Origin of the sequence: Kosakonia oryzendophytica (genome assembly GCF_900094925.1) — a bacterium.
Taxonomy (GTDB): domain Bacteria; phylum Pseudomonadota; class Gammaproteobacteria; order Enterobacterales; family Enterobacteriaceae; genus Kosakonia; species Kosakonia oryzendophytica.
In genome coordinates this window covers 467,446-485,021 of record NZ_FMAY01000001.1, presented here as the reverse complement: position 1 = coordinate 485,021, position 17,576 = coordinate 467,446, and the positions used below count along the sequence as shown (strand labels likewise).

Here is a 17,576-nt window from a genome sequence, read left to right as displayed (position 1 = left end):
ATGAACAACACCGTGAGCAAACTCGTACTGCTGGCTTTGGCTGGCGGATTTTCACTGAGCAGTATCGCCGCAGATGACGCCCGCTGTGCGACCATTACCCAGGCCGATCCCGGCTGGACCGATATCGCCGCCACCAACGCGCTTTCCGGCGTGGTGCTGAACGCGCTGGGTTACCAGCAAAAAGTCCAGAACCTCTCTGTGGCGCTGGCCTTTCAGGGGCTGAAAACCGGCCAGGTGGATGTGTTCCTCGGCAACTGGATGCCGGCGCAGGAGCCGGTTATCAGCAAATTTACGGCCGACGGCGCGATTAAGGTGGTGGGGGCGAACCTGCCTGCTGCGCGTTTTACGCTGGCGGTACCGGATTATGTTGCTGCTGCGGGGGTGAAGGATTTCGCCGACCTGCAAAAGTACGCGGCGAAATTTAACCACACGATCTACGGCATCGCCCCTGGTGCACCCGCTAACCAGAACCTGAAGAAGATGATCGAGAAACAGGATTTTGGCCTGCAAAACTGGCAACTGGTGGAGTCCAGCGAGAGCGGCATGCTGGCGCAGGTAACGCGCGCGGTCGAGCGTAAAGCGTGGATCGTCTTTTTGGGCTGGGAGCCGCATGCCATGAATACACACTTCAAACTGGCCTATCTTAGCGGCGGCGATGCGTACTTTGGCGCGAACTACGGCAGTGCAACGGTGAATACCGTCACACGCAACGATTTTGCCCGTGATTGCCCGAATGCCGGCCGCTTCTTCAGTCAGCTGAAATTTGATGTGGCTATAGAGAATGCGGTGATTGGCCGCGTGCTGGACAAGCAGGAAACGGCGCAGGCGGCAGCGAAAGCGGAGCTGGCTAAGCGTCCTGAGCTGTTAAAAAGCTGGCTTGAAGGCGTGACTACCCGTGACGGGCAGCCGGGACAACCTGCTGTTGAAAAAGCGCTGGGTCTGTAATTCCCCGTTATTCCGCGCCGGGAATAATCTTGCCCGGCGCTTTCGCTTCGTGCTCACTCCCCCGCGACACCCGAAGAAGACAATAGTGCTTGCCTGATATAAAAGAATGCGTATAGTTCTCATTCTCTTTAGTGTTTGTGGGCGCAGCAAGGACGTTTTCCGCAATAACAGTAGGCGTTAGCGCTTACAGGGACACTGAAAAGCAGTGGCGAGCTGCGCCGGGCTAAAACCTGCCTTTATGAATAACGATCGCGCTCTTCAGGCGCGACGCCGCGACTCGCCTGCCTTAATGACATTAACGGTAAAGGATCCACCCGATGAAAATAAAAACTTCTGCGCTGCCACTGCTGGCGGCGCTGGCACTTGCCGGTTGCAGCGCCCATAGCACCACGTCTGCACAACCAGCGGTAGATGCGCCAAAACCCCCTGTTGCTGCGTCAGCGGTCAACGTGCAACAACGCGACCTGGCGAGTGGTCTGTACGAAATGGCGCTCAGCCCGCAAGGTGATGCGCTGTATGTATCCAGCGCGGAAGGATTTAAAGATGTGCAGGGCGGAGTGGTCTACAAACTGGATCCGACCACGTTGAAAACCCTCGGCGCGACCCATACCGATCTGAAAAACTTTGGTATGGCTATCTCTGCGGACGGCAACACTGTCTATGTCACCAACTCACTGGACGGCGGTGTGAGCGCTATTGATACCCGCAATGGCAAGGTGCTGTCTCGTACGCTGTTCCCGGAACGCAACGAAAAAGGTTTGCCGTACGGCGCGCGCGAAATTTTGCTGCATAACGGCAGCTTGTATATTGGCGCTGTTGCCGATCCGGCGCTGGTGTGGGTCGTTGACGCGAAAACCCTGAAGCTCAAGGCGCGCATCAAAAACGCGGGTAAATGGGTGACCGGGCTGCATTTCTCTGATCAAACCCAGCGTCTGTATGTAGCAAATGGCGGCGGCGAAATCCTCGTGGTGAACCTGCGCAATAACCGTATCGAGCAGCGCTGGAAACCGCTCGGTGAGAAACCGGCTCTGCTGCTGAATATTGCCGAAGATAGCGAAACGGGGCGCCTGTTTGTGACCGACAATGCCAAAGCGAAAACCACGCTGGTACTGGATATCCACAGTGGCAAGGTGCTGAAACAGATTGATGGTGATGCGCTGGCGGTGAAGTTCAACCCGAAACGCCATGAGATTTACATCAGCCAGCGTGAATCCGGCAAAGTGCTGAGCCTTGACGCGACCAGCTACGCGGTAAAACAGAGCTGGGATTTGCCGCCGCACCCGAACAGCCTGCTGCTCTCTGCCGACGGACAGTCGCTGTATGTCACCGTCAAACAGGCATTCAATAAAGATCACTCTACTAACGGGCCGGACAGCGTTGCTCGTATTTCCCTGAATCCGTAATTAACCCGGCCCGGCAACGGGCCGTTTTTCACACGTTTCACGATGAGTCGATGATGAATAACAGCAACAAGACATACACCCCTTTGCGCAAGACATTGCTTGCGCTGGCCATCGGTGCTGCCGCGCACACCGTGCAGGCCGCAACCACCGAGGCCAACACCACCCAAACGAAGGAAGAGACCATCGTTGTTCAGTCGGCAAACAGCGATTTTAAACCTGGCGGCAGCGAACTGGTTCCGGCCTATCTGGACGGCCAGGTTGCACACGGCGGGCGTCTTGGCGTGCTGGGTGAACAAAAGGCGATGGATGTGCCGTTTAACGTGATCGGCTATACCTCGAAGCTGGTTCAGGATCAGCAAGCGAAAACCGTTGCCGATGTGGTGAGCAACGATGCGGGCGTTCAGGTCGGACAGGGATACGGCAACTTTGCCGAAACCTACCGCATTCGTGGGTTCGAGCTGGATGGCGACGACATGATGATGGGCGGTCTGGCAGGGATTGTGCCACGCCAGGTGGTTGATACCCAGATGCTGGAACGTGTCGAAATCTTTAAAGGCTCGAATGCGCTGATGAACGGCTCGGCGTCATCTGGTGTGGGCGGGATGATTAACCTTGAACCGAAGCATGCGGAAGACGCACCGATCACCCGTGTTGGTGTGGATTATTCCACACGTTCACAGTTGGGGGGAGCGCTGGATCTCGGTCGTCGCTATGGTGATAACAACCAGTTTGGCGTGCGCATGAATCTGTTGCACCGCGAAGGCGATGCAACGGTAAAAGATGATCACCGCCGTACCACCGCCGCCTCGCTCGGTCTTGATTACCGTGGCGATCGTTTTCGCAGTTCGCTGGATCTCGGTTACCAGAAGAAGACCTTCCACGGCGGCGAAATGGGCGTCAACATCAGCGCGGTGGACTTTATTCCCTCTGTTCCTGACACGCGTAAAAATTACAGTCAGCAGTGGGCCTATAGCGATATCGAAAACGAATATGGCCTGGCTCGCGCGGAATACGATCTGACCGATGACTGGACCGCGTATGCGGCGTTCGGTGGTCAACATGCCCATGAAATGGGCACCTATGGCGCACCAAAGTTATATAACGATCAAGGCGATGCAACCTTTAGCCGTCTCGATACTAACCGTATCAGTGACTCCTGGAGTGGCATGGGCGGTGTACGGGGTAACTTTGACACCGGTTTTATCTCCCATAAAGTGAACCTGGGCTACTCTGCCAATATTAAACGCGAAAACATCGCCTGGCGGATGTCTGATTCGGCGACCAACCCGACGGTCAACCTTTACAACAGCGCGGCGGTGACAAAGCCGGATAATGCCTCGTTTGGCGGTAACTATTTTGATCCACTCACCACCGCACGCTACCGTTCGCAGGGCTATACCCTGAGCGATACGCTGGGCGTGCTGGACGACACCCTGTTGTTTACGGCGGGTACGCGTTACCAGAAATTGTGGGTGCGTAACTACAGCAATGCCACCGGGGCGGAGACCACCACCGCGCGTTACACCCAGCAACGCTGGATGCCAACTTACGGGATTGTCTATAAACCCTGGGAAACGGTGTCGTTCTACGCCAACCATACCGAAGCACTACAACCGGGCAGCGTGGCACCGAAAACCGCTGCCAACAAGTATGAAAGTGTTGGCATTGCGCACTCGAAACAGAACGAAGTGGGGGTAAAAACGGACTTTGGCCGCATCGGCGGCACGCTGGCGCTGTTTGACATCAAAAAGCCGGTGGGGATTCAGGACAGCACCACCAATATTTACGCGCTGGATGGCGAGCAGCGTAACCGTGGCGTTGAGCTGAATGTGTTCGGCGAGCCGGTGCTCGGGCTGCGTCTGAACGGCAGTGCCACCTGGCTGGATGCCGAGCTGACCAAAACCAAAGATGGCATCAACCAGGGCAACCGGCCCATCGGTGTGGCGAAATTCTATGGCGTGCTCGGTGCGGAGTATGACATCAAACCGATTGATGGCCTGACAGCGACCGCGAGAGTGAACTACACCGGTTCGCAGTATGCCAACAACGCCAACACCAAGAAACTCGACAGCTATACCACGCTCGATCTGGGCATGCGTTACCGCATGCACCTGAATGCAGAGAAGAACGAAATGGTCTGGCGCGTCGGCGTGGATAACGTCACCAACGAGAAATACTGGGCCAGCGTCGAAGACAACGGCACCTATATTTATCAAGGTGAGGCGCGGGCGCTGAAAGTGTCGATGAGCTACGACTTCTAAGCCTGCGGGGTATTGCGCCGCATGGCGCTGCGCGTATCCGGCCTCGACGATTGCTGAATCAGGGGCGGGTGTTATACCCGCCTTTTTAAACCGTTGAGCACTTCCGTCATTCCGCGCGTTACCACTTTGTCCTGGCGCATCACCAGCGCCAGTGTGCGTTGTAAAGGCGGCTGTAATGGTGTGACACGTAAACCCAGACGGTCTTCCTCAGTTTGTACCGCGACGTCCGGCACGATGCTGTAACCCAGCCCGGCGCGCACCATGCGTTTAATGGCCTCAATACTGCCGAGCTCCATGACCGGCGCGGCATGCTCACCCTTGTCCAGCAGCCATTCATCAATCAGTTGGCGGGTACTGCTACCGGACTCAAACACAATCAGCGGTAATGCCTGCCGGGGCTGGCCTTCTGCGGTGATGGCGACAAAGGATTCGTTAAACAGCGGCGAGATGGCAAGGTTGCGACCGCTGGCTGGCATGGTCACCAGCCCGATATCCACCCGGTTCTCCTCGACGGCGCGGAGAATATCGCTGGTGTTGCCGGTACGAACGCCCACGGTCAGCAACGGAAAGTCCTCGCGCAGTTGTTGCAGTACCGGAGGCAACAAGTGAATACAGGTCGTTGCGCCTGTGCCAATCGTCACGTGACCGCTAATGGCCTGCTGATAGATGGCAACGGACTGGATCGCCGTGGTGACGGCATTCTCAATGTGCGCGCAGTGTGCAAGAAAGGTCTCGCCCGCCGCCGTTGGGCGGATACCGCGCCCGGAGCGCTCAATCAGGCGGGTTTGCAGCGCCTGCTCCAGTTGGCGTATTTGCAGGCTGACAGCCGGTTGCGAAATCCCCAGCACTTCCGCCGCTCCGGTAAAACTTCCCCGGGCGATCACCAGCTTGTAAGTAGCGAGTTGGTCGAGGCTGAAATGGGACATCGCAAACTTTTCCTTATAGGGGTGATAAGTACAACCCGGTGCCTGTTTTGCCGCATTACAGGTAGCGTGGTGAACACGCCTGACGGGAGCTGGATTATGGACATTATTGAAGCACAAGAACAACACCTAAGCGCGATCACACAAATTTACGCGCATCATGTGACCTGCGGGGTCGCCTCGTTTGAAACCGAGCCGCCGGCCAGGGCAGAGATGCGCCAGAGGCTTGAGAAAACGCGTCATGCCGGGCTGCCGTGGTATGTCGCCGTGCATGAAGGGCGCGTACGGGGCTACTGCTATCTTTCGCGTTACCGCGAACGGCATGCCTACCAGTACACGCTGGAAGATTCGGTCTATGTGGATGACACGTTTCGCCAGCAGGGGGCCGGGATAGCCTTACTGTCGCAGGCGGTGGCCTGGGCGGAACAGCACGGTTACCGACAACTGATCGCCAACATTGGTAATAGCGAAAATGAAGGATCATTGCGGCTGCATGCGCGCGCCGGGTTTACCGTCATCGGCACGCTGAAAAGTGTGGGCATGAAACACGGGCGCTGGCTGGATACGGTGTTGATGCAGCGCCCGTTGGGGGAGGGCGATAATACGTTGCCACAGACGATCTAAGGCGAAACGGGCATTTTCAGTAACGCAGAGGGGGGCGCTCAGCAAAATGTTCGCCTACCCAGTTAAGCGCTTTAGCAGCAGGACGCGCCAGTCATTAGCGGATTTGCACAACACAAAAAGTGAAAAGGGAAAACAGCGTATCGGGATGTCCTTACGCGTTGTTTTCTCCTTATTGATGCTGTAAAGCCGTAGTATATGCGGTTGTTAACCGGTTATCGTTTCCCGGAATTTACACGAGTTATTTGAATAATTCACAACAATTAAACAGCAGATCGGTTACACTCGCGGCACGGAAATGCCACATAACAGGAGGGGTATATGCTGGAAAAACTGCGTACCCGCGAGGGGAAAAAGTTCATCGTTGCGGTCGTTATCGTCTTTCTGATTGCGGTGAGCGTCATTTCGAAAGTGACCTTCCAGGGGGTGGAAGATCAGTACAATCTGCCGATGGCGCAGTGGACGACCTCAATGTTCATTATGCAGGGCGCCTGGGTTGCCATTTACAGTCTGATGTTCACCATTATCGGTTCGCTGCCGTTTGGTTTTTACTTCCTCGGCCCAAAAGACGATCGCGGTTAAATTGTCTCGCCCTGGCGATAAGTCAGGGCTGTTTGCATGCTCACAGCCTTTAAAAATAGTTCCTCACTTCTCTTGCAGCATAAAACACTGATTTAATTTTTAGTTGCCGATTTGTTAACTCTCACTACACCTTTCTCCGCTGTCAGCCTGCTGATTTTGGGAAATGGTGCGCGTTTTTACGCCAGTAAAATGGTCTTGTTAACAATTAAAGATCAAAAAACTGACGCCGATAGCCCTTTTACAAGGGAGCCCATGTTGAAAGGACCATGATGATGTAGCAGGCTGACTCCAGGAGAGCGGTAATGGCCAAACAATTAGCGTCCAAAAAAATGAGCACCCGCGCGCAAATGCTGCTGACGGGCGCCATCACCATCACCCTTGGTTTCGTTGTGACCATCGGCGTTCTGAGCTGGCAGTCCAGCAGTGAACAAAAAAGTCTCGCAGAAAAATATCTGCAAAAAATCGCGCAAAGCGAAGCGTTGAAAATCCAGCAGCAACTGAGCTATGCGCGCGACGTGGCGCATAACCTGGGCCACAGCATGATTGCCCTTCCGGAAGCCGGCATTACCGATCGTAAAGTGGCAGACAAACTGCTGGAATCGGCACTGCATGACAATCCTGACTATCTTTCTATTTCGGTCATTTTCGAAGAAAACGCCTACGACGGACGGGATGCGGAATTCGCGGATAAACCGGGTCAGGCGCCAAAAGGGCGCTATGCCTTCTTTGTCGATCATGGTCAGTCCGGCGAGTACAACTTGCATCCGCTGACATCGATCTTTACGCCAGGCCAGGGAGATTACTACCTGCTGCCGCAGAAGAGCCAAAAAGATACGTTGATTGAACCCTATAGCTATGCCTATAACGGCGTGCCAACCTTGTTAACCTCTGTTGCCGCGCCGATCATCAGAGATGGCAAGCTGCATGCAGTGGTGACGTCCGATATTTCGCTGGCCTCTTTGCAGCAGAAAGTGAACGAAATTAAACCTTGGGAAGGGGGCGGCTATGCGGTGCTGCTCTCGACAGCGGGTAAAGTCATTTCCTACCCGGATAAGAAACTGACCAGTAAGCCTTACCCCGGTAAGACCGATAACTACAGCAGTGAGGTGGTGGAACAGGACGATCCTATCCTCGGTGAAAAAACGTTAATCACCTGGCAGCCTGTTTCGCTGGGCGAGGGGACGGATAGCTGGTATCTGGGTGTGGTCGCGCCGGTCAGTCAGGTCATGGCGGCAGCGAACCGTCAACTGATGAATGCCGTTATTCTCGGCGTGATCAGCATCCTGCTGGTCAGTGTGTTGCTGGGGCTGGTCTTTAGCCGCAAAGTGCTCAAACCCATTGGCGGTGAGCCGGCGGAAGGTGCCAACATTGCGCTGGCGGTCGCTGACGGCAAGCTTGATAACCTCATCGAGGTTAAACCGGGTGACCGCAGCAGCCTGTTTTATGCACTGCACACCATGCAGGATCAACTGCGAAGTATTGTCGGGAAAATTAAAGACGCCAGCGATTCAGTACGTCAGGGGGCGGGCGAGATTGTCAGCGGTAATATTAACCTCTCTTCACGCACCGAGCAGCAAGCCGCGGCGCTGGAGCAGACGGCAGCCAGCATGGAGCAGTTCAGCGCCACGGTGAAACATAACGCCGAAAACGCGCACAATGCGACGGCGCTCACCGCTAACGCCACCAAAATCGCCAGCCGCGGTGAAGCGCTGGTCGGTCAGGTGGTGGATACCATGGCGCAAATCGACGACAGTGCGAAGAAAATCGGCGACATCACGGCAATCATTAACAGCATTGCTTTCCAGACCAACATCCTGGCGCTTAACGCTGCCGTTGAAGCGGCGCGCGCGGGTGAACAGGGCCGTGGATTTGCTGTGGTGGCGTCTGAAGTACGTAACCTGGCGCAGCGCAGCGCCGATGCGGTCAAAGATATCGGCGCGCTGATTGAGGAGTCCAGTAAGCGGGTAGAAGCCGGGGTACAACTGGTGAACGATGCCGGTAAAACCATGCAGGAGATGACGCAGGCGGTGAACTCCGTGCAGTCGATCATCAGTGAGATCGTGAGTGCCTCGGATGAGCAGGCCAAAGGCATTGGTCAGGTCACTATCGCGGTGAACGAGATGGATGGCGTAACGCAACAGAACGCCTCCCTGGTTCAGCAGATGACCGCCGCGGCGACGTCGCTGGAAGAACAGGCCGAACAACTGGCGCAGAGCGTGCAGCAGTTCCGCTTGCACGTGTAAGGCAGTGCAGGGAGTCCGGATTGCCGGGCTCCCTGTTGCTCATTATTCTGCGACCAGTTCGATCCTGTTGCCATCCGGGTCGGTGATCACCGCTTCATAGAACCCATCGCCAGTCCAACGGGCCGGGCTTGCCAGCCGCCCTTGCTGGTGGGCTTTTTGCGCCATCTTATCCACCTGTTCGACATTACCCACGGCGATAGCAATATGCGCCCAGCCGACGAATTCCGGATTTGCCGGTGCGTTCGCCAGCTCAGGCAGCGTCATCAGTTCGATGGTGGGACCGTGCGCCAGCGAGATAAAGTAAGATTCGAAACCAGCACGATTTTTACTGACGTATTTCTCGTTGCTGGTGGCGGAAAAAAAGTCGCGCCAGAATGTGCGCTGCGCTTCGATATGGCGCGTCCAAAGCGCCACGTGTGCAATGTTCAAGATCTTCCTCCCAAAACGTGATAACCGCGGTGACAAACGTTGCGGCTGGCCGAACAGTATTGATTGCTCGATTTTGCTTGATTGTGTTCAGTTGTGGCTATTAATAGTAGTTTTTATTTGCTCGGTTGTGCAAGTTTTCTCGAATGACACCTGCAGTGGTTCGCCAACAACTCAACCTCAGCGGAATTTTCGTTCTTGCATGACGGGGCGGCAGCGCCATTTCTTGCCAGGCCTGACCTGAGATGTTAAAAGGTGCCCCTTCAATAAAACACAAAGGGGAAGGACGTGAAAAACGCGTCTCAGGCAGCGGGTAATATCACCGATGCCGCGTCGGAAACAGCGCCGACATTACAACGGGGTTTGAAGAATCGTCATATTCAGTTAATTGCGCTGGGCGGCGCGATTGGCACCGGATTATTTCTTGGCATTGGCCCGGCTATTCAGATGGCCGGACCGGCAGTATTGTTGGGCTATGGCATTGCCGGGATTATCGCCTTTCTGATTATGCGCCAGCTTGGCGAAATGGTGGTGGAAGAGCCAGTATCCGGCTCGTTTTCCCATTTTGCATTCAAATATTGGGGGCCGTTCGCCGGTTTCCTTTCCGGCTGGAACTACTGGGCGATGTTTGTGCTGGTGGGCATGGCGGAACTGACCGCCGCCGGGATCTATATGCAGTACTGGTTCCCGGAGGTGCCGACCTGGGTCTGGGCTGCTGCTTTCTTTGTCATCATCAATGCGGTTAACCTGGTTAACGTGCGTCTGTATGGCGAAACAGAGTTCTGGTTTGCCCTGATCAAAGTGCTGGCGATCATCGGTATGATTGGTTTTGGCCTGTGGATGCTGTTCTCCGGCCACGGCGGTGAGCGCGCCAGCATTGATAACCTCTGGCGCTATAACGGCTTCTTCGCCACCGGTTGGCACGGTTTGATCCTGTCGCTGGCGGTGATTATGTTCTCCTTCGGTGGGCTTGAGCTGATCGGTATTACTGCGGCGGAAGCCAGCGAGCCGCATACCACCATTCCCAAAGCAGTCAACCAGGTGGTGTACCGTATTCTGCTGTTTTATATCGGGTCGCTGGTGGTGTTGCTGGCGCTCTATCCTTGGATTGATGTCAAAGCGAATAGCAGTCCTTTTGTGATGATTTTTCATGATTTGGACAGTAACCTGGTAGCATCTGCGCTTAATTTCGTCATTCTTGTGGCGTCGCTGTCGGTTTATAACAGCGGTGTTTACTCCAACAGCCGCATGCTGTTTGGCCTCTCGGTGCAGGGGAATGCTCCCGCCTTTCTGACGCGCGTGAGCCGTCGCGGTGTGCCGGTGAATTCCCTGTTTCTCTCCGGCGCTATCACCTCATTCGTGGTGCTGGTGAACTACCTGCTGCCGCAGAAAGCGTTTGGTATGCTGATGGCGCTGGTGGTGGCGACGCTGCTGCTGAACTGGATCATGATCTCGCTGGCGCACCTGAAGTTTCGTGCTGCCATGCGGCGCAAAGGGCGCGATCCGCAGTTCAAAGCACTGCTCTTTCCAGCGGGAAACTATCTGTGTATCGGTTTCATGTTGCTGATCCTGGTGCTGATGTACACCATTGAGGATATGCGCTTGTCGGCGGTGCTGTTGCCGCTGTGGATCCTGTTTCTTTTCGCGGCTTTTAAACTGCTGCGTCGTTCAGGTACCCGCGCCTAATCCTCTCTGTTCCCGCCTCACCCGGCGGGAATTTTCCAGGCCAGTGCCTGATTTTTCAGGCATGATGCATACAATGATGTCGCCAGCCGTTCGCGCTGGCGTTTTTATGGCTTCAGGAGTTATGGCATGACCCGGCAACGACAAGCCGACCTGTTACTGGTTCTCACCACCCTTATCGCCGCCTGTGGCTGGATTTTTTCGCGTGAGGCGATTTCCGGCATGCCGGTTTTTGCTTTTCTCGGCCTGCGTTTTTTTGGCGCGGCGCTGGTGCTGCTGCCTTTCTGCCTTAAACAACGCATTCCGCTGGCGAAACTGCGCCAGGTGTTGATCAGCGGTTTCTGGATGGCGCTTAACCTCTGCTTGTGGATTTGGTCAGTGTCGACCACGCCATCGTTGGGCGAAGGGGCATTTATCATGAGCCTGTCGATGCTGTTTGTGCCGCTGGTGGCGTGGGCGATGATGAATACCCGTCCCGCGCGAGCGTACTGGGAGTGTTTGCCGGTGGCGATTATCGGCCTTGCACTACTTAGCCTGCATACGCCGATTACGTTTCACCCCAGCCAGGGCTGGTTTCTGCTCACTGCGTTCGTGCAGTCAATTAACTTCTGTTACACCAGCCGCTGCGCCAGAGAAGTGCCGCTGTTGCCGCTGACCGCCGTGCAACTGGCGGTAACCGGCATTGCCGGGTTAGCGATTTCCGCGTTGTTTGAGGCGTGGACACAACCCCTGACGGCCGCCACCGGGATGTGGCTGGTGGCGAGTATTTTTATTGCCACCAGTCTGCGTTTTGCGCTGCAGTTGCAAGGTCAGAAATACGCTGCCGTCGCCAGTGCTGCCATCATTATGGTGCTGGAGCCGCTGCTGACGGTCATTGCCGCGTCCTTGTGGTACGGTGAGCGTTTGCCGCTGCAAAAAATTATCGGCGGGGTGTTGATCCTGCTGGCACAGATTTGGTTCCGCTGGCGTATGGTCGCGCGGCTGCCGTCAAAGTTGTAGTGTGCCAGCCAGGACGGTATGCGCCGCGCCGGTCATCAACACGCGGTCATTCGCTGTTTGCTCCAGAGTCAGTACACCGCCGCGACGCGAGGCCTGGTAAGCGGTAAGCGAGCGCTTACCCAACCGGGCCGACCAGTATGCCGCAAGGGCACAGTGCGCGGAGCCGGTGACCGGATCTTCATCGACCCCCACCCATGGAGCAAAATAACGCGACAGCAGATCGTACTCACCCTCGCCGGGAGCAGTGACCACCACGCCACGACCAGACAAGGCGCGGAGCGCCTGAAAATCGACGCTCAGCGTGCGCACCCTTTGCGCGTCGCTCACCACGACCAGTTGTTTTGCGCCAAAGGTACCGTAATCGCAGACCTGGGCGGATGAAAGCCCAAGCGCATTCAGTAAAGCCTGCGGCGGAGCACTATCCATTTGCGGGGTTAGCAGTGGGAAATCAAGCTGAATACCGCGGCGAACCACGCTTGCTGACAGCGGGCCGGAAAGGGTTTGAAAGGTGACCGTTGCCCCTGCCGCAAGTCGCCCGGTCTGATGCAGCACATGTGCTGTCGCAAGTGTGGCATGCCCACAGAGTTCCACTTCCGCCAGCGGTGTAAACCAGCGCAGGTTGTTATCTGCAAGGTTGAAGAATGCTGTCTCTGACACCGCCATTTCGTCGGCAATTTGCTGCATTAACGCAGCATCCAGTCCATGCGGCGTAATACAAACCGCTGCCGGGTTGCCGGAAAAAGGACGCGCGCTGAACGCATCCACCTGGTAGATATCGAGTTTCACCGTGTGCTCCCTTTAATAACAAAGATATAACATTATCCTGTTTTCAACGGAGCGGGTAGTTATGAGTTCGCCGGGCAGCGCGGCGCTAACTGGCGGCGCGCACCAATAGCCGCCACGGCCAGCATGAGCATCATCAACACTTCCGTTGCCAGAAAACCGCTCATCGCAGTGCTGTAATTGCCGTGCGACTGCCCGACGAGATGCAAAAACAATCCACCGAGCAGTGCAGGCCCAAGCCCTAACGTCGCCTGCTGCAATGTGCTGAGCAGCGCGCTGCCTGCGCCAGCGTCACTGGCGGTGAGATCGCGCATACCAATGCGATAGAAACTGTTCACAATCAACGCCTGACCGTAACCAATCAACACCGTAGAGGGGGCCAGTGCCAGTGCGCCCACCCATTGGCCGGAAAGCTGCAAGGTTGCTATCAGAGCCAGTAACCCGGCGACCTGAACCGCTAACCCGGTGAGCAGAATCGTTCGCATGCTGTAACGCGCAATCAGTTTGGGGGCATACCAGGCTGAGACAAAATAGGCGATGCCAAGGGCAACAAAACTGTTGCCGGAGTGCGATGGCGTCATCCCCATGCCAGCCTGCAAAGTGAGCGCCATGCAAAACATAAACCCGGACCAGGCGCTAAAGAAGAGAAGGGCGATCAATAAACCAAAACGGATGCTGTGCAGTTTAAGCAGTCGCGGCGGCAGCAGGGGCGTCAGGCCAGCACGCTGTTGTTGCAGTGCGCTGGCGCGCATCCACAAAACCAGTGGGAAAAGTGCCAGCAATGCGACCTGCGTGGGCCATGGCCAGTGTAACTCCGGACCGAGCGCCAGCGGGAACAGCAGGCAGCAGAGGATCAGCGCCAGTGCGATCGTGCCATGCCAGTCGATACGCGAGCGTGTTTCATTGCGGGTTTCCGGGATATAGCGGTGGCTGAGCGCCAGCACCAACAGGCAAATCGGCACATTGATAAAAAAGGCGTTGCGCCAGCCCAGTCCGGCGATATCCGCCGAAACCAGCCAGCCCCCGCCCATCTGACCGATAATAAAGGCGACGCCGCCAATGCCACCGTACAGGCTGATGGCGCGGGCATGCGCGGTGCCTTTTAACGTGACATGCAACGTGGCGAGGATCTGTGGCACGATCAGCGCCGCGCCCATGCCTTGCAGCGTGCGGGCCGCCAGGAGCGCAGAGATGGAATCCGCCAGCCCGCACAAGAGAGACGCAATACCGAACAGCGTCACGCCCCATAAGAACACGCGCCTGCGCCCAAGGTTGTCGCCCAGTTTGCTCCCCATGGCCAGACAAACCGCAAAGGCGACGCCATATAGCGCCACAATCAACGCTAACTGGGTGGCGGAGGTATGCAGCGACAGCGTAATGGAGTCGAGCGCCACGTTGGTAATGGAGGTGTCGATAAGTGGCAGCATCTGCCCTGTTAACAGCAGGATCAGACCGGCCCGGCCAGGTGAAACAGCAGACGTATTCATGGTAACTCCATTGCGTCATTCATCAGATAGACGTAGCATCGCTGATTGAATAAACGGGTACCAGTTCTTGCCCATACTGGTACTGGCACTACCCTGCTGGAGGTGTTTATGACGTTAATGGCGGAACGGCAACCCGTACTGACGGTTCAGGAAGAGAACCGTAAACAACTGGGCGCATTTTTGCGTGCGCGCCGGGAAAGTCTGGATCCGCAGCGGCTGGGATTGCCGCGCAGCGGACGTCGCCGTACGCCAGGCCTGCGCCGGGAAGAGGTTGCGTTACTGGCTGATGTGGGTGTCACCTGGTACACCTGGCTGGAGCAGGGCAGAGAGATGAACCCTTCCGCCAGTGTCTTGCAGGCGGTCGCCAGCGCATTGCAGTGCTCGCCGACGGAAACGCGACATCTGTTTTTACTGGCAGGACTGACGCCAGCAGAGGCGCTCAACGCGCCGCAGTGCGAAGGGATCAGCGAAGGGACGCGTCGTTTGCTGGATAGCCTGTTGCCACAGCCTGCCAGTATTCAGAAAACCAACTTTGATATTGTCGCGTGGAACGTCGCTTTTGAGCGCCTGATGGGCGTGAATTTCGGCGAAATGGCAGAAGAAGACCGCAACTGTATTTACCTCTATCTGACCCATCCGCAGTGGCGTAGCCGTCTGGGTCAGCATGAAAGCGTGTTGCAAACCTTTGTCGCCTATTTTCGCGCGGCAATGGCGGAACACCGTGGCGACCCATTGTGGGAAACCAAACTGGCGCGCTTTTGTGCGGCCTCCGCTGAGTTTGAAGCCTTGTGGCACAAATATCTGGATGTGCGCGGAGTGGAAAATAAACTGAAGCAGTTTGTTCATCCGCAACTGGGTGAGTTTACGCTTCAGCAGATGTACTGGTTTTCTGCGCCGCGTAATGGTTCGCGCCTGCTGGTCTACCTGCCGGTGGATGAACAGGGCGAACACGCGCTGAAATGGCTGGCGGCAAACGCTTAAGGGCGCAGACGTTTTTGATCTTTACGCGGTAAGCCGTCCACTACTCGATCCCATGAGGCCTGAATCAGCGAGGCGAGCAGCGACTCGTCGATCTCCTCACCGGCAAACACCGAAATCCAGTGTTTCTTGTTCATGTGGTATCCCGGCTCAATGCTGGGGTAAATTTGCTGGTTGAGCAGCGACATTTGCGGCTCCGCCTTCATCGTCACCATCGGCCTGCCGTGGGCGGTGGTGGTCATCATAAAAATCTTACCGCACACTTTGAACACATCATGCTCCGGGCCGAAAGGCCAGCAGTGCTCGGTAAAGGGCAACGCCAGTGCAAGGCGATGGGCAGTGGCCTGCAGGGTTTTACTGTCCATCTTTTTCCTCTGACGCCAGTGCACGCCACATCGCTTCAAAACCGAGGCGTTTGATCTCTTTCATGCGGGAAGGGTCGCGGCCGGCAAAGGTAATGGTGGTATCCGCCATCGACAGGAAGATGGCATCGCCGAAGGGGGCAAACTCGCCGTCTAAAAAGATGGGCAGCACCGAACGATGACAAAGTTCATGGAGTTCCGGGAAGATGTCTGTCACCTGTTGTTTGGTTTCCGGGGTGAGTTTTTCGCTCACCGCGATCTGGCGTACAGCCTGGTGGCCGCAAGGGTGGCGAATGCCCCAGTCGATATAACTGTTCCAGATAGAGTGCGTATGCTCTTTCGGATCGCTGATGGTGCGATCGAGGTTGTCGAGCATGGTACCGCAGAGATCGGTTTTCAGGTGCAGGTAAAGCGCATTCAGCAAATCGTCCTTGGTGGCGAAGTAGCGAAACAGCGTGCCTTCAGCGACGCCCGCATTACGGGCTATTAACGCGGTTGAGGCCGCGATCCCTGACTCTGCAATCGCTTTGGTTGCCGCTTCCAGTAACGCCATTTTTTTGTCTTCACTCTTTGGACGAGCCACTCCACTTTTCCTCTCACGCTATAAAAACCACGATTGAAACACGCCCTCTGTAACGCTGCAACGTCGGATGTCAAATAAAAAATCATCTTGACGGTTTATTGCTCCCCTCTATAATGAGTGCTTACTCACTCATAATCAAGTTTAACCAGCGTCGTATCCAGGGAAAGGATCGATTTTGTCGGGTAAGGATATGAAGCGTCTCATTCTCAGCGTGGTTCTTGTTATGCTCGTTGCGTCCGCCGCAAGTTTACCGTTTGTTCTGAGTGCCGGTTTTGGTCAGTTGCCGCAGGGTGAGCAACTGACGGCAGTCGAAAAATCGCCGAATTATCACGATGGCAAATTCCAGAACACGTTGCCTACGCCGGGCTTTACCGGAAAGAAAAATATGCTGGCCGCGTGGTGGGACTTTTTAGTGACTAAACGCGAAAACGCGCGCCCGCAACAACCCTTACCGATAGTGCACACCGATCTTGCCAGTCTGCCCTTGGCAGAGGATACCCTGGTGTGGATGGGACACTCCTCCTGGTATCTGCAACTGGCGGGTAAACGCATTCTTATCGATCCGGTTCTGAGCGACTATGCAGCACCGTTTTCGTTCCTCAATAAAGCGTTTGCAGGCAATGAGGCGTGGACGGCACAAAGCATGCCCGAAATCGATCTGCTGATTATTTCTCATGACCATTACGACCATCTGGATTACGCCACAATCAAAGCGCTGATGCCCAAAATTAAACGCGTGGTGACGCCGCTTGGCGTGGGGTCTCACCTGCGTTACTGGGGGATGGATCCGGCAATTATTGAGGAAGCGGACTGGCAGCAGAAAGTGGCCATCAGTGATGATCTCACCGTGCATGTGCTGCCTGCGCGACACTTCTCCGGACGTGGTCTGAAGCGTAACCAGACGCTGTGGGCGAGCTTTATGTTCGTGACATCGGAACGCAAGGTCTACTACAGCGGGGATACCGGCTATGGCCCGCATTTTAAAGCCATAGGCGAACACTTTGGCGCAGTGGACGTCGCCATTATGGAAAACGGCCAGTATGACGAGGATTGGAAGTACATACATATGATGCCGGAAGAGGCCGCACAAGCGGCGCAGGAGCTTAATGCACGTGCGGTTCTGCCGGGCCACGCGGGGCGTTTTGTGTTGGCAAAACATACCTGGGATGATCCCTACAAACGGCTGGCGGCAGCGAGCCTTGGCAAAAGTTATCGCTTACTGACACCGAGACTGGGCGAGCCTGTGTTTGCAGCTGACAGCGCGCAACGCTTTCGCGCCTGGTGGGAATAAACCCGT

The 17,576-nt window shown here is 55.8% G+C and carries 16 protein-coding genes; 10 read left to right on the top strand and 6 right to left on the bottom strand.

Features of this window, described 5'->3' with window-relative positions; all coding sequences use genetic code 11:
• The 3 genes from choX to GA0061071_RS02265 all read left to right on the top strand — a co-directional run bounded on the left by choX (position 1) and on the right by GA0061071_RS02265 (position 4,609).
• Entirely contained in the window at positions 1-945 is a 945-nt protein-coding gene (gene choX, locus GA0061071_RS02275) for a choline ABC transporter substrate-binding protein (RefSeq protein ID WP_088238157.1), read from the top strand.
• Positions 946-1,262: 317 nt separating this feature from the next.
• The gene (locus tag GA0061071_RS02270; protein WP_088238156.1) at positions 1,263-2,348 is read left to right on the top strand and encodes a YncE family protein; all 1,086 of its coding nucleotides are present in this window, start codon (positions 1,263-1,265) and stop codon (positions 2,346-2,348) included.
• Positions 2,349-2,398: 50 nt separating this feature from the next.
• On the top strand, positions 2,399-4,609 hold the full coding sequence (locus tag GA0061071_RS02265; RefSeq protein ID WP_088238155.1) for a TonB-dependent receptor: 2,211 nt from the start codon (positions 2,399-2,401) through the stop codon (positions 4,607-4,609).
• A gap of 71 nt (positions 4,610-4,680) precedes the next feature.
• Here the strand turns inward: GA0061071_RS02265 and GA0061071_RS02260 are convergent, their stop codons facing one another.
• Positions 4,681-5,535: a LysR family transcriptional regulator gene (locus GA0061071_RS02260; protein WP_061493836.1), complete on the bottom strand. Its 855-nt coding sequence runs from the start codon at positions 5,533-5,535 to the stop codon at positions 4,681-4,683.
• A gap of 96 nt (positions 5,536-5,631) precedes the next feature.
• Here GA0061071_RS02260 and GA0061071_RS02255 point away from each other — a divergent pair, with 96 nt between their 5' ends.
• The 3 genes from GA0061071_RS02255 (at position 5,632) to GA0061071_RS02245 (ending at position 8,978) form a co-directional block, all read left to right on the top strand.
• A complete protein-coding gene (locus GA0061071_RS02255; RefSeq protein WP_088238154.1) occupies positions 5,632-6,156 on the top strand; it encodes a GNAT family N-acetyltransferase in 525 nt (174 codons plus the stop codon).
• A gap of 318 nt (positions 6,157-6,474) precedes the next feature.
• Positions 6,475-6,735 carry a DUF2534 family protein gene (locus GA0061071_RS02250; RefSeq protein WP_061493838.1) on the top strand — a complete coding sequence of 87 codons (261 nt, stop codon included), beginning with the start codon at positions 6,475-6,477 and terminating at the stop codon, positions 6,733-6,735.
• Between the two features lie 302 nt (positions 6,736-7,037).
• Positions 7,038-8,978 carry a methyl-accepting chemotaxis protein gene (locus GA0061071_RS02245; protein WP_061493839.1) on the top strand — a complete coding sequence of 647 codons (1,941 nt, stop codon included), beginning with the start codon at positions 7,038-7,040 and terminating at the stop codon, positions 8,976-8,978.
• A gap of 42 nt (positions 8,979-9,020) precedes the next feature.
• Here GA0061071_RS02245 and GA0061071_RS02240 read toward each other — a convergent pair whose 3' ends face one another.
• Positions 9,021-9,407 carry a VOC family protein gene (locus GA0061071_RS02240; protein WP_088238153.1) on the bottom strand — a complete coding sequence of 129 codons (387 nt, stop codon included), beginning with the start codon at positions 9,405-9,407 and terminating at the stop codon, positions 9,021-9,023.
• A gap of 285 nt (positions 9,408-9,692) precedes the next feature.
• On the opposite strand from GA0061071_RS02240, the gene pheP reads away from it, so the two are divergent.
• The gene (gene pheP, locus GA0061071_RS02235; protein WP_061493840.1) at positions 9,693-11,090 is read left to right on the top strand and encodes a phenylalanine transporter; all 1,398 of its coding nucleotides are present in this window, start codon (positions 9,693-9,695) and stop codon (positions 11,088-11,090) included.
• A 126-nt stretch (positions 11,091-11,216) separates the two neighbouring features.
• Positions 11,217-12,086 carry a DMT family transporter gene (locus GA0061071_RS02230; RefSeq protein ID WP_061493841.1) on the top strand — a complete coding sequence of 290 codons (870 nt, stop codon included), beginning with the start codon at positions 11,217-11,219 and terminating at the stop codon, positions 12,084-12,086.
• On the opposite strand, the gene GA0061071_RS02225 is transcribed toward GA0061071_RS02230, so the two are convergent.
• Positions 12,075-12,872 carry a PhzF family phenazine biosynthesis protein gene (locus GA0061071_RS02225; RefSeq protein ID WP_088238152.1) on the bottom strand — a complete coding sequence of 266 codons (798 nt, stop codon included), beginning with the start codon at positions 12,870-12,872 and terminating at the stop codon, positions 12,075-12,077. The genes GA0061071_RS02230 and GA0061071_RS02225 overlap by 12 nt on opposite strands.
• Positions 12,873-12,931: 59 nt before the next feature.
• Positions 12,932-14,356, bottom strand: coding sequence for an MFS transporter (locus tag GA0061071_RS02220; protein ID WP_088238151.1), 1,425 nt, complete (start codon positions 14,354-14,356; stop codon positions 12,932-12,934).
• A gap of 108 nt (positions 14,357-14,464) precedes the next feature.
• Between GA0061071_RS02220 and GA0061071_RS02215 the strand changes: the two genes are divergently transcribed.
• A complete protein-coding gene (locus GA0061071_RS02215) occupies positions 14,465-15,337 on the top strand; it encodes a helix-turn-helix transcriptional regulator (RefSeq protein ID WP_061499836.1) in 873 nt (290 codons plus the stop codon).
• On the opposite strand, the gene GA0061071_RS02210 is transcribed toward GA0061071_RS02215, so the two are convergent.
• Positions 15,334-15,699 carry an MmcQ/YjbR family DNA-binding protein gene (locus GA0061071_RS02210; protein ID WP_061493844.1) on the bottom strand — a complete coding sequence of 122 codons (366 nt, stop codon included), beginning with the start codon at positions 15,697-15,699 and terminating at the stop codon, positions 15,334-15,336. The genes GA0061071_RS02215 and GA0061071_RS02210 overlap by 4 nt on opposite strands.
• A complete protein-coding gene (locus GA0061071_RS02205; RefSeq protein WP_061493845.1) occupies positions 15,689-16,279 on the bottom strand; it encodes a TetR/AcrR family transcriptional regulator in 591 nt (196 codons plus the stop codon). The genes GA0061071_RS02210 and GA0061071_RS02205 overlap by 11 nt, the downstream gene beginning before the upstream one ends.
• A gap of 175 nt (positions 16,280-16,454) precedes the next feature.
• On the opposite strand from GA0061071_RS02205, the gene GA0061071_RS02200 reads away from it, so the two are divergent.
• A complete protein-coding gene (locus GA0061071_RS02200; RefSeq protein ID WP_167352620.1) occupies positions 16,455-17,570 on the top strand; it encodes an MBL fold metallo-hydrolase in 1,116 nt (371 codons plus the stop codon).
• Positions 17,571-17,576 lie beyond the last annotated feature (6 nt).

Excerpts from the sequence above, each read along its gene's own strand:
- choX (WP_088238157.1), top strand. The coding sequence starts at position 1 with ATGAACAACACCGTGAGCAAACTCGTACTGCTGGCTTTGGCTGGCGGA.
- GA0061071_RS02270 (WP_088238156.1), top strand. The coding sequence starts at position 1,263 with ATGAAAATAAAAACTTCTGCGCTGCCACTGCTGGCGGCGCTGGCACTT.
- GA0061071_RS02265 (WP_088238155.1), top strand. The coding sequence starts at position 2,399 with ATGATGAATAACAGCAACAAGACATACACCCCTTTGCGCAAGACATTG.
- GA0061071_RS02260 (WP_061493836.1), bottom strand. The coding sequence starts at position 5,535 with ATGTCCCATTTCAGCCTCGACCAACTCGCTACTTACAAGCTGGTGATC.
- GA0061071_RS02255 (WP_088238154.1), top strand. The coding sequence starts at position 5,632 with ATGGACATTATTGAAGCACAAGAACAACACCTAAGCGCGATCACACAA.
- GA0061071_RS02250 (WP_061493838.1), top strand. The coding sequence starts at position 6,475 with ATGCTGGAAAAACTGCGTACCCGCGAGGGGAAAAAGTTCATCGTTGCG.
- GA0061071_RS02245 (WP_061493839.1), top strand. The coding sequence starts at position 7,038 with ATGGCCAAACAATTAGCGTCCAAAAAAATGAGCACCCGCGCGCAAATG.
- GA0061071_RS02230 (WP_061493841.1), top strand. The coding sequence starts at position 11,217 with ATGACCCGGCAACGACAAGCCGACCTGTTACTGGTTCTCACCACCCTT.
- GA0061071_RS02220 (WP_088238151.1), bottom strand. The coding sequence starts at position 14,356 with ATGAATACGTCTGCTGTTTCACCTGGCCGGGCCGGTCTGATCCTGCTG.
- GA0061071_RS02215 (WP_061499836.1), top strand. The coding sequence starts at position 14,465 with ATGACGTTAATGGCGGAACGGCAACCCGTACTGACGGTTCAGGAAGAG.
- GA0061071_RS02210 (WP_061493844.1), bottom strand. The coding sequence starts at position 15,699 with ATGGACAGTAAAACCCTGCAGGCCACTGCCCATCGCCTTGCACTGGCG.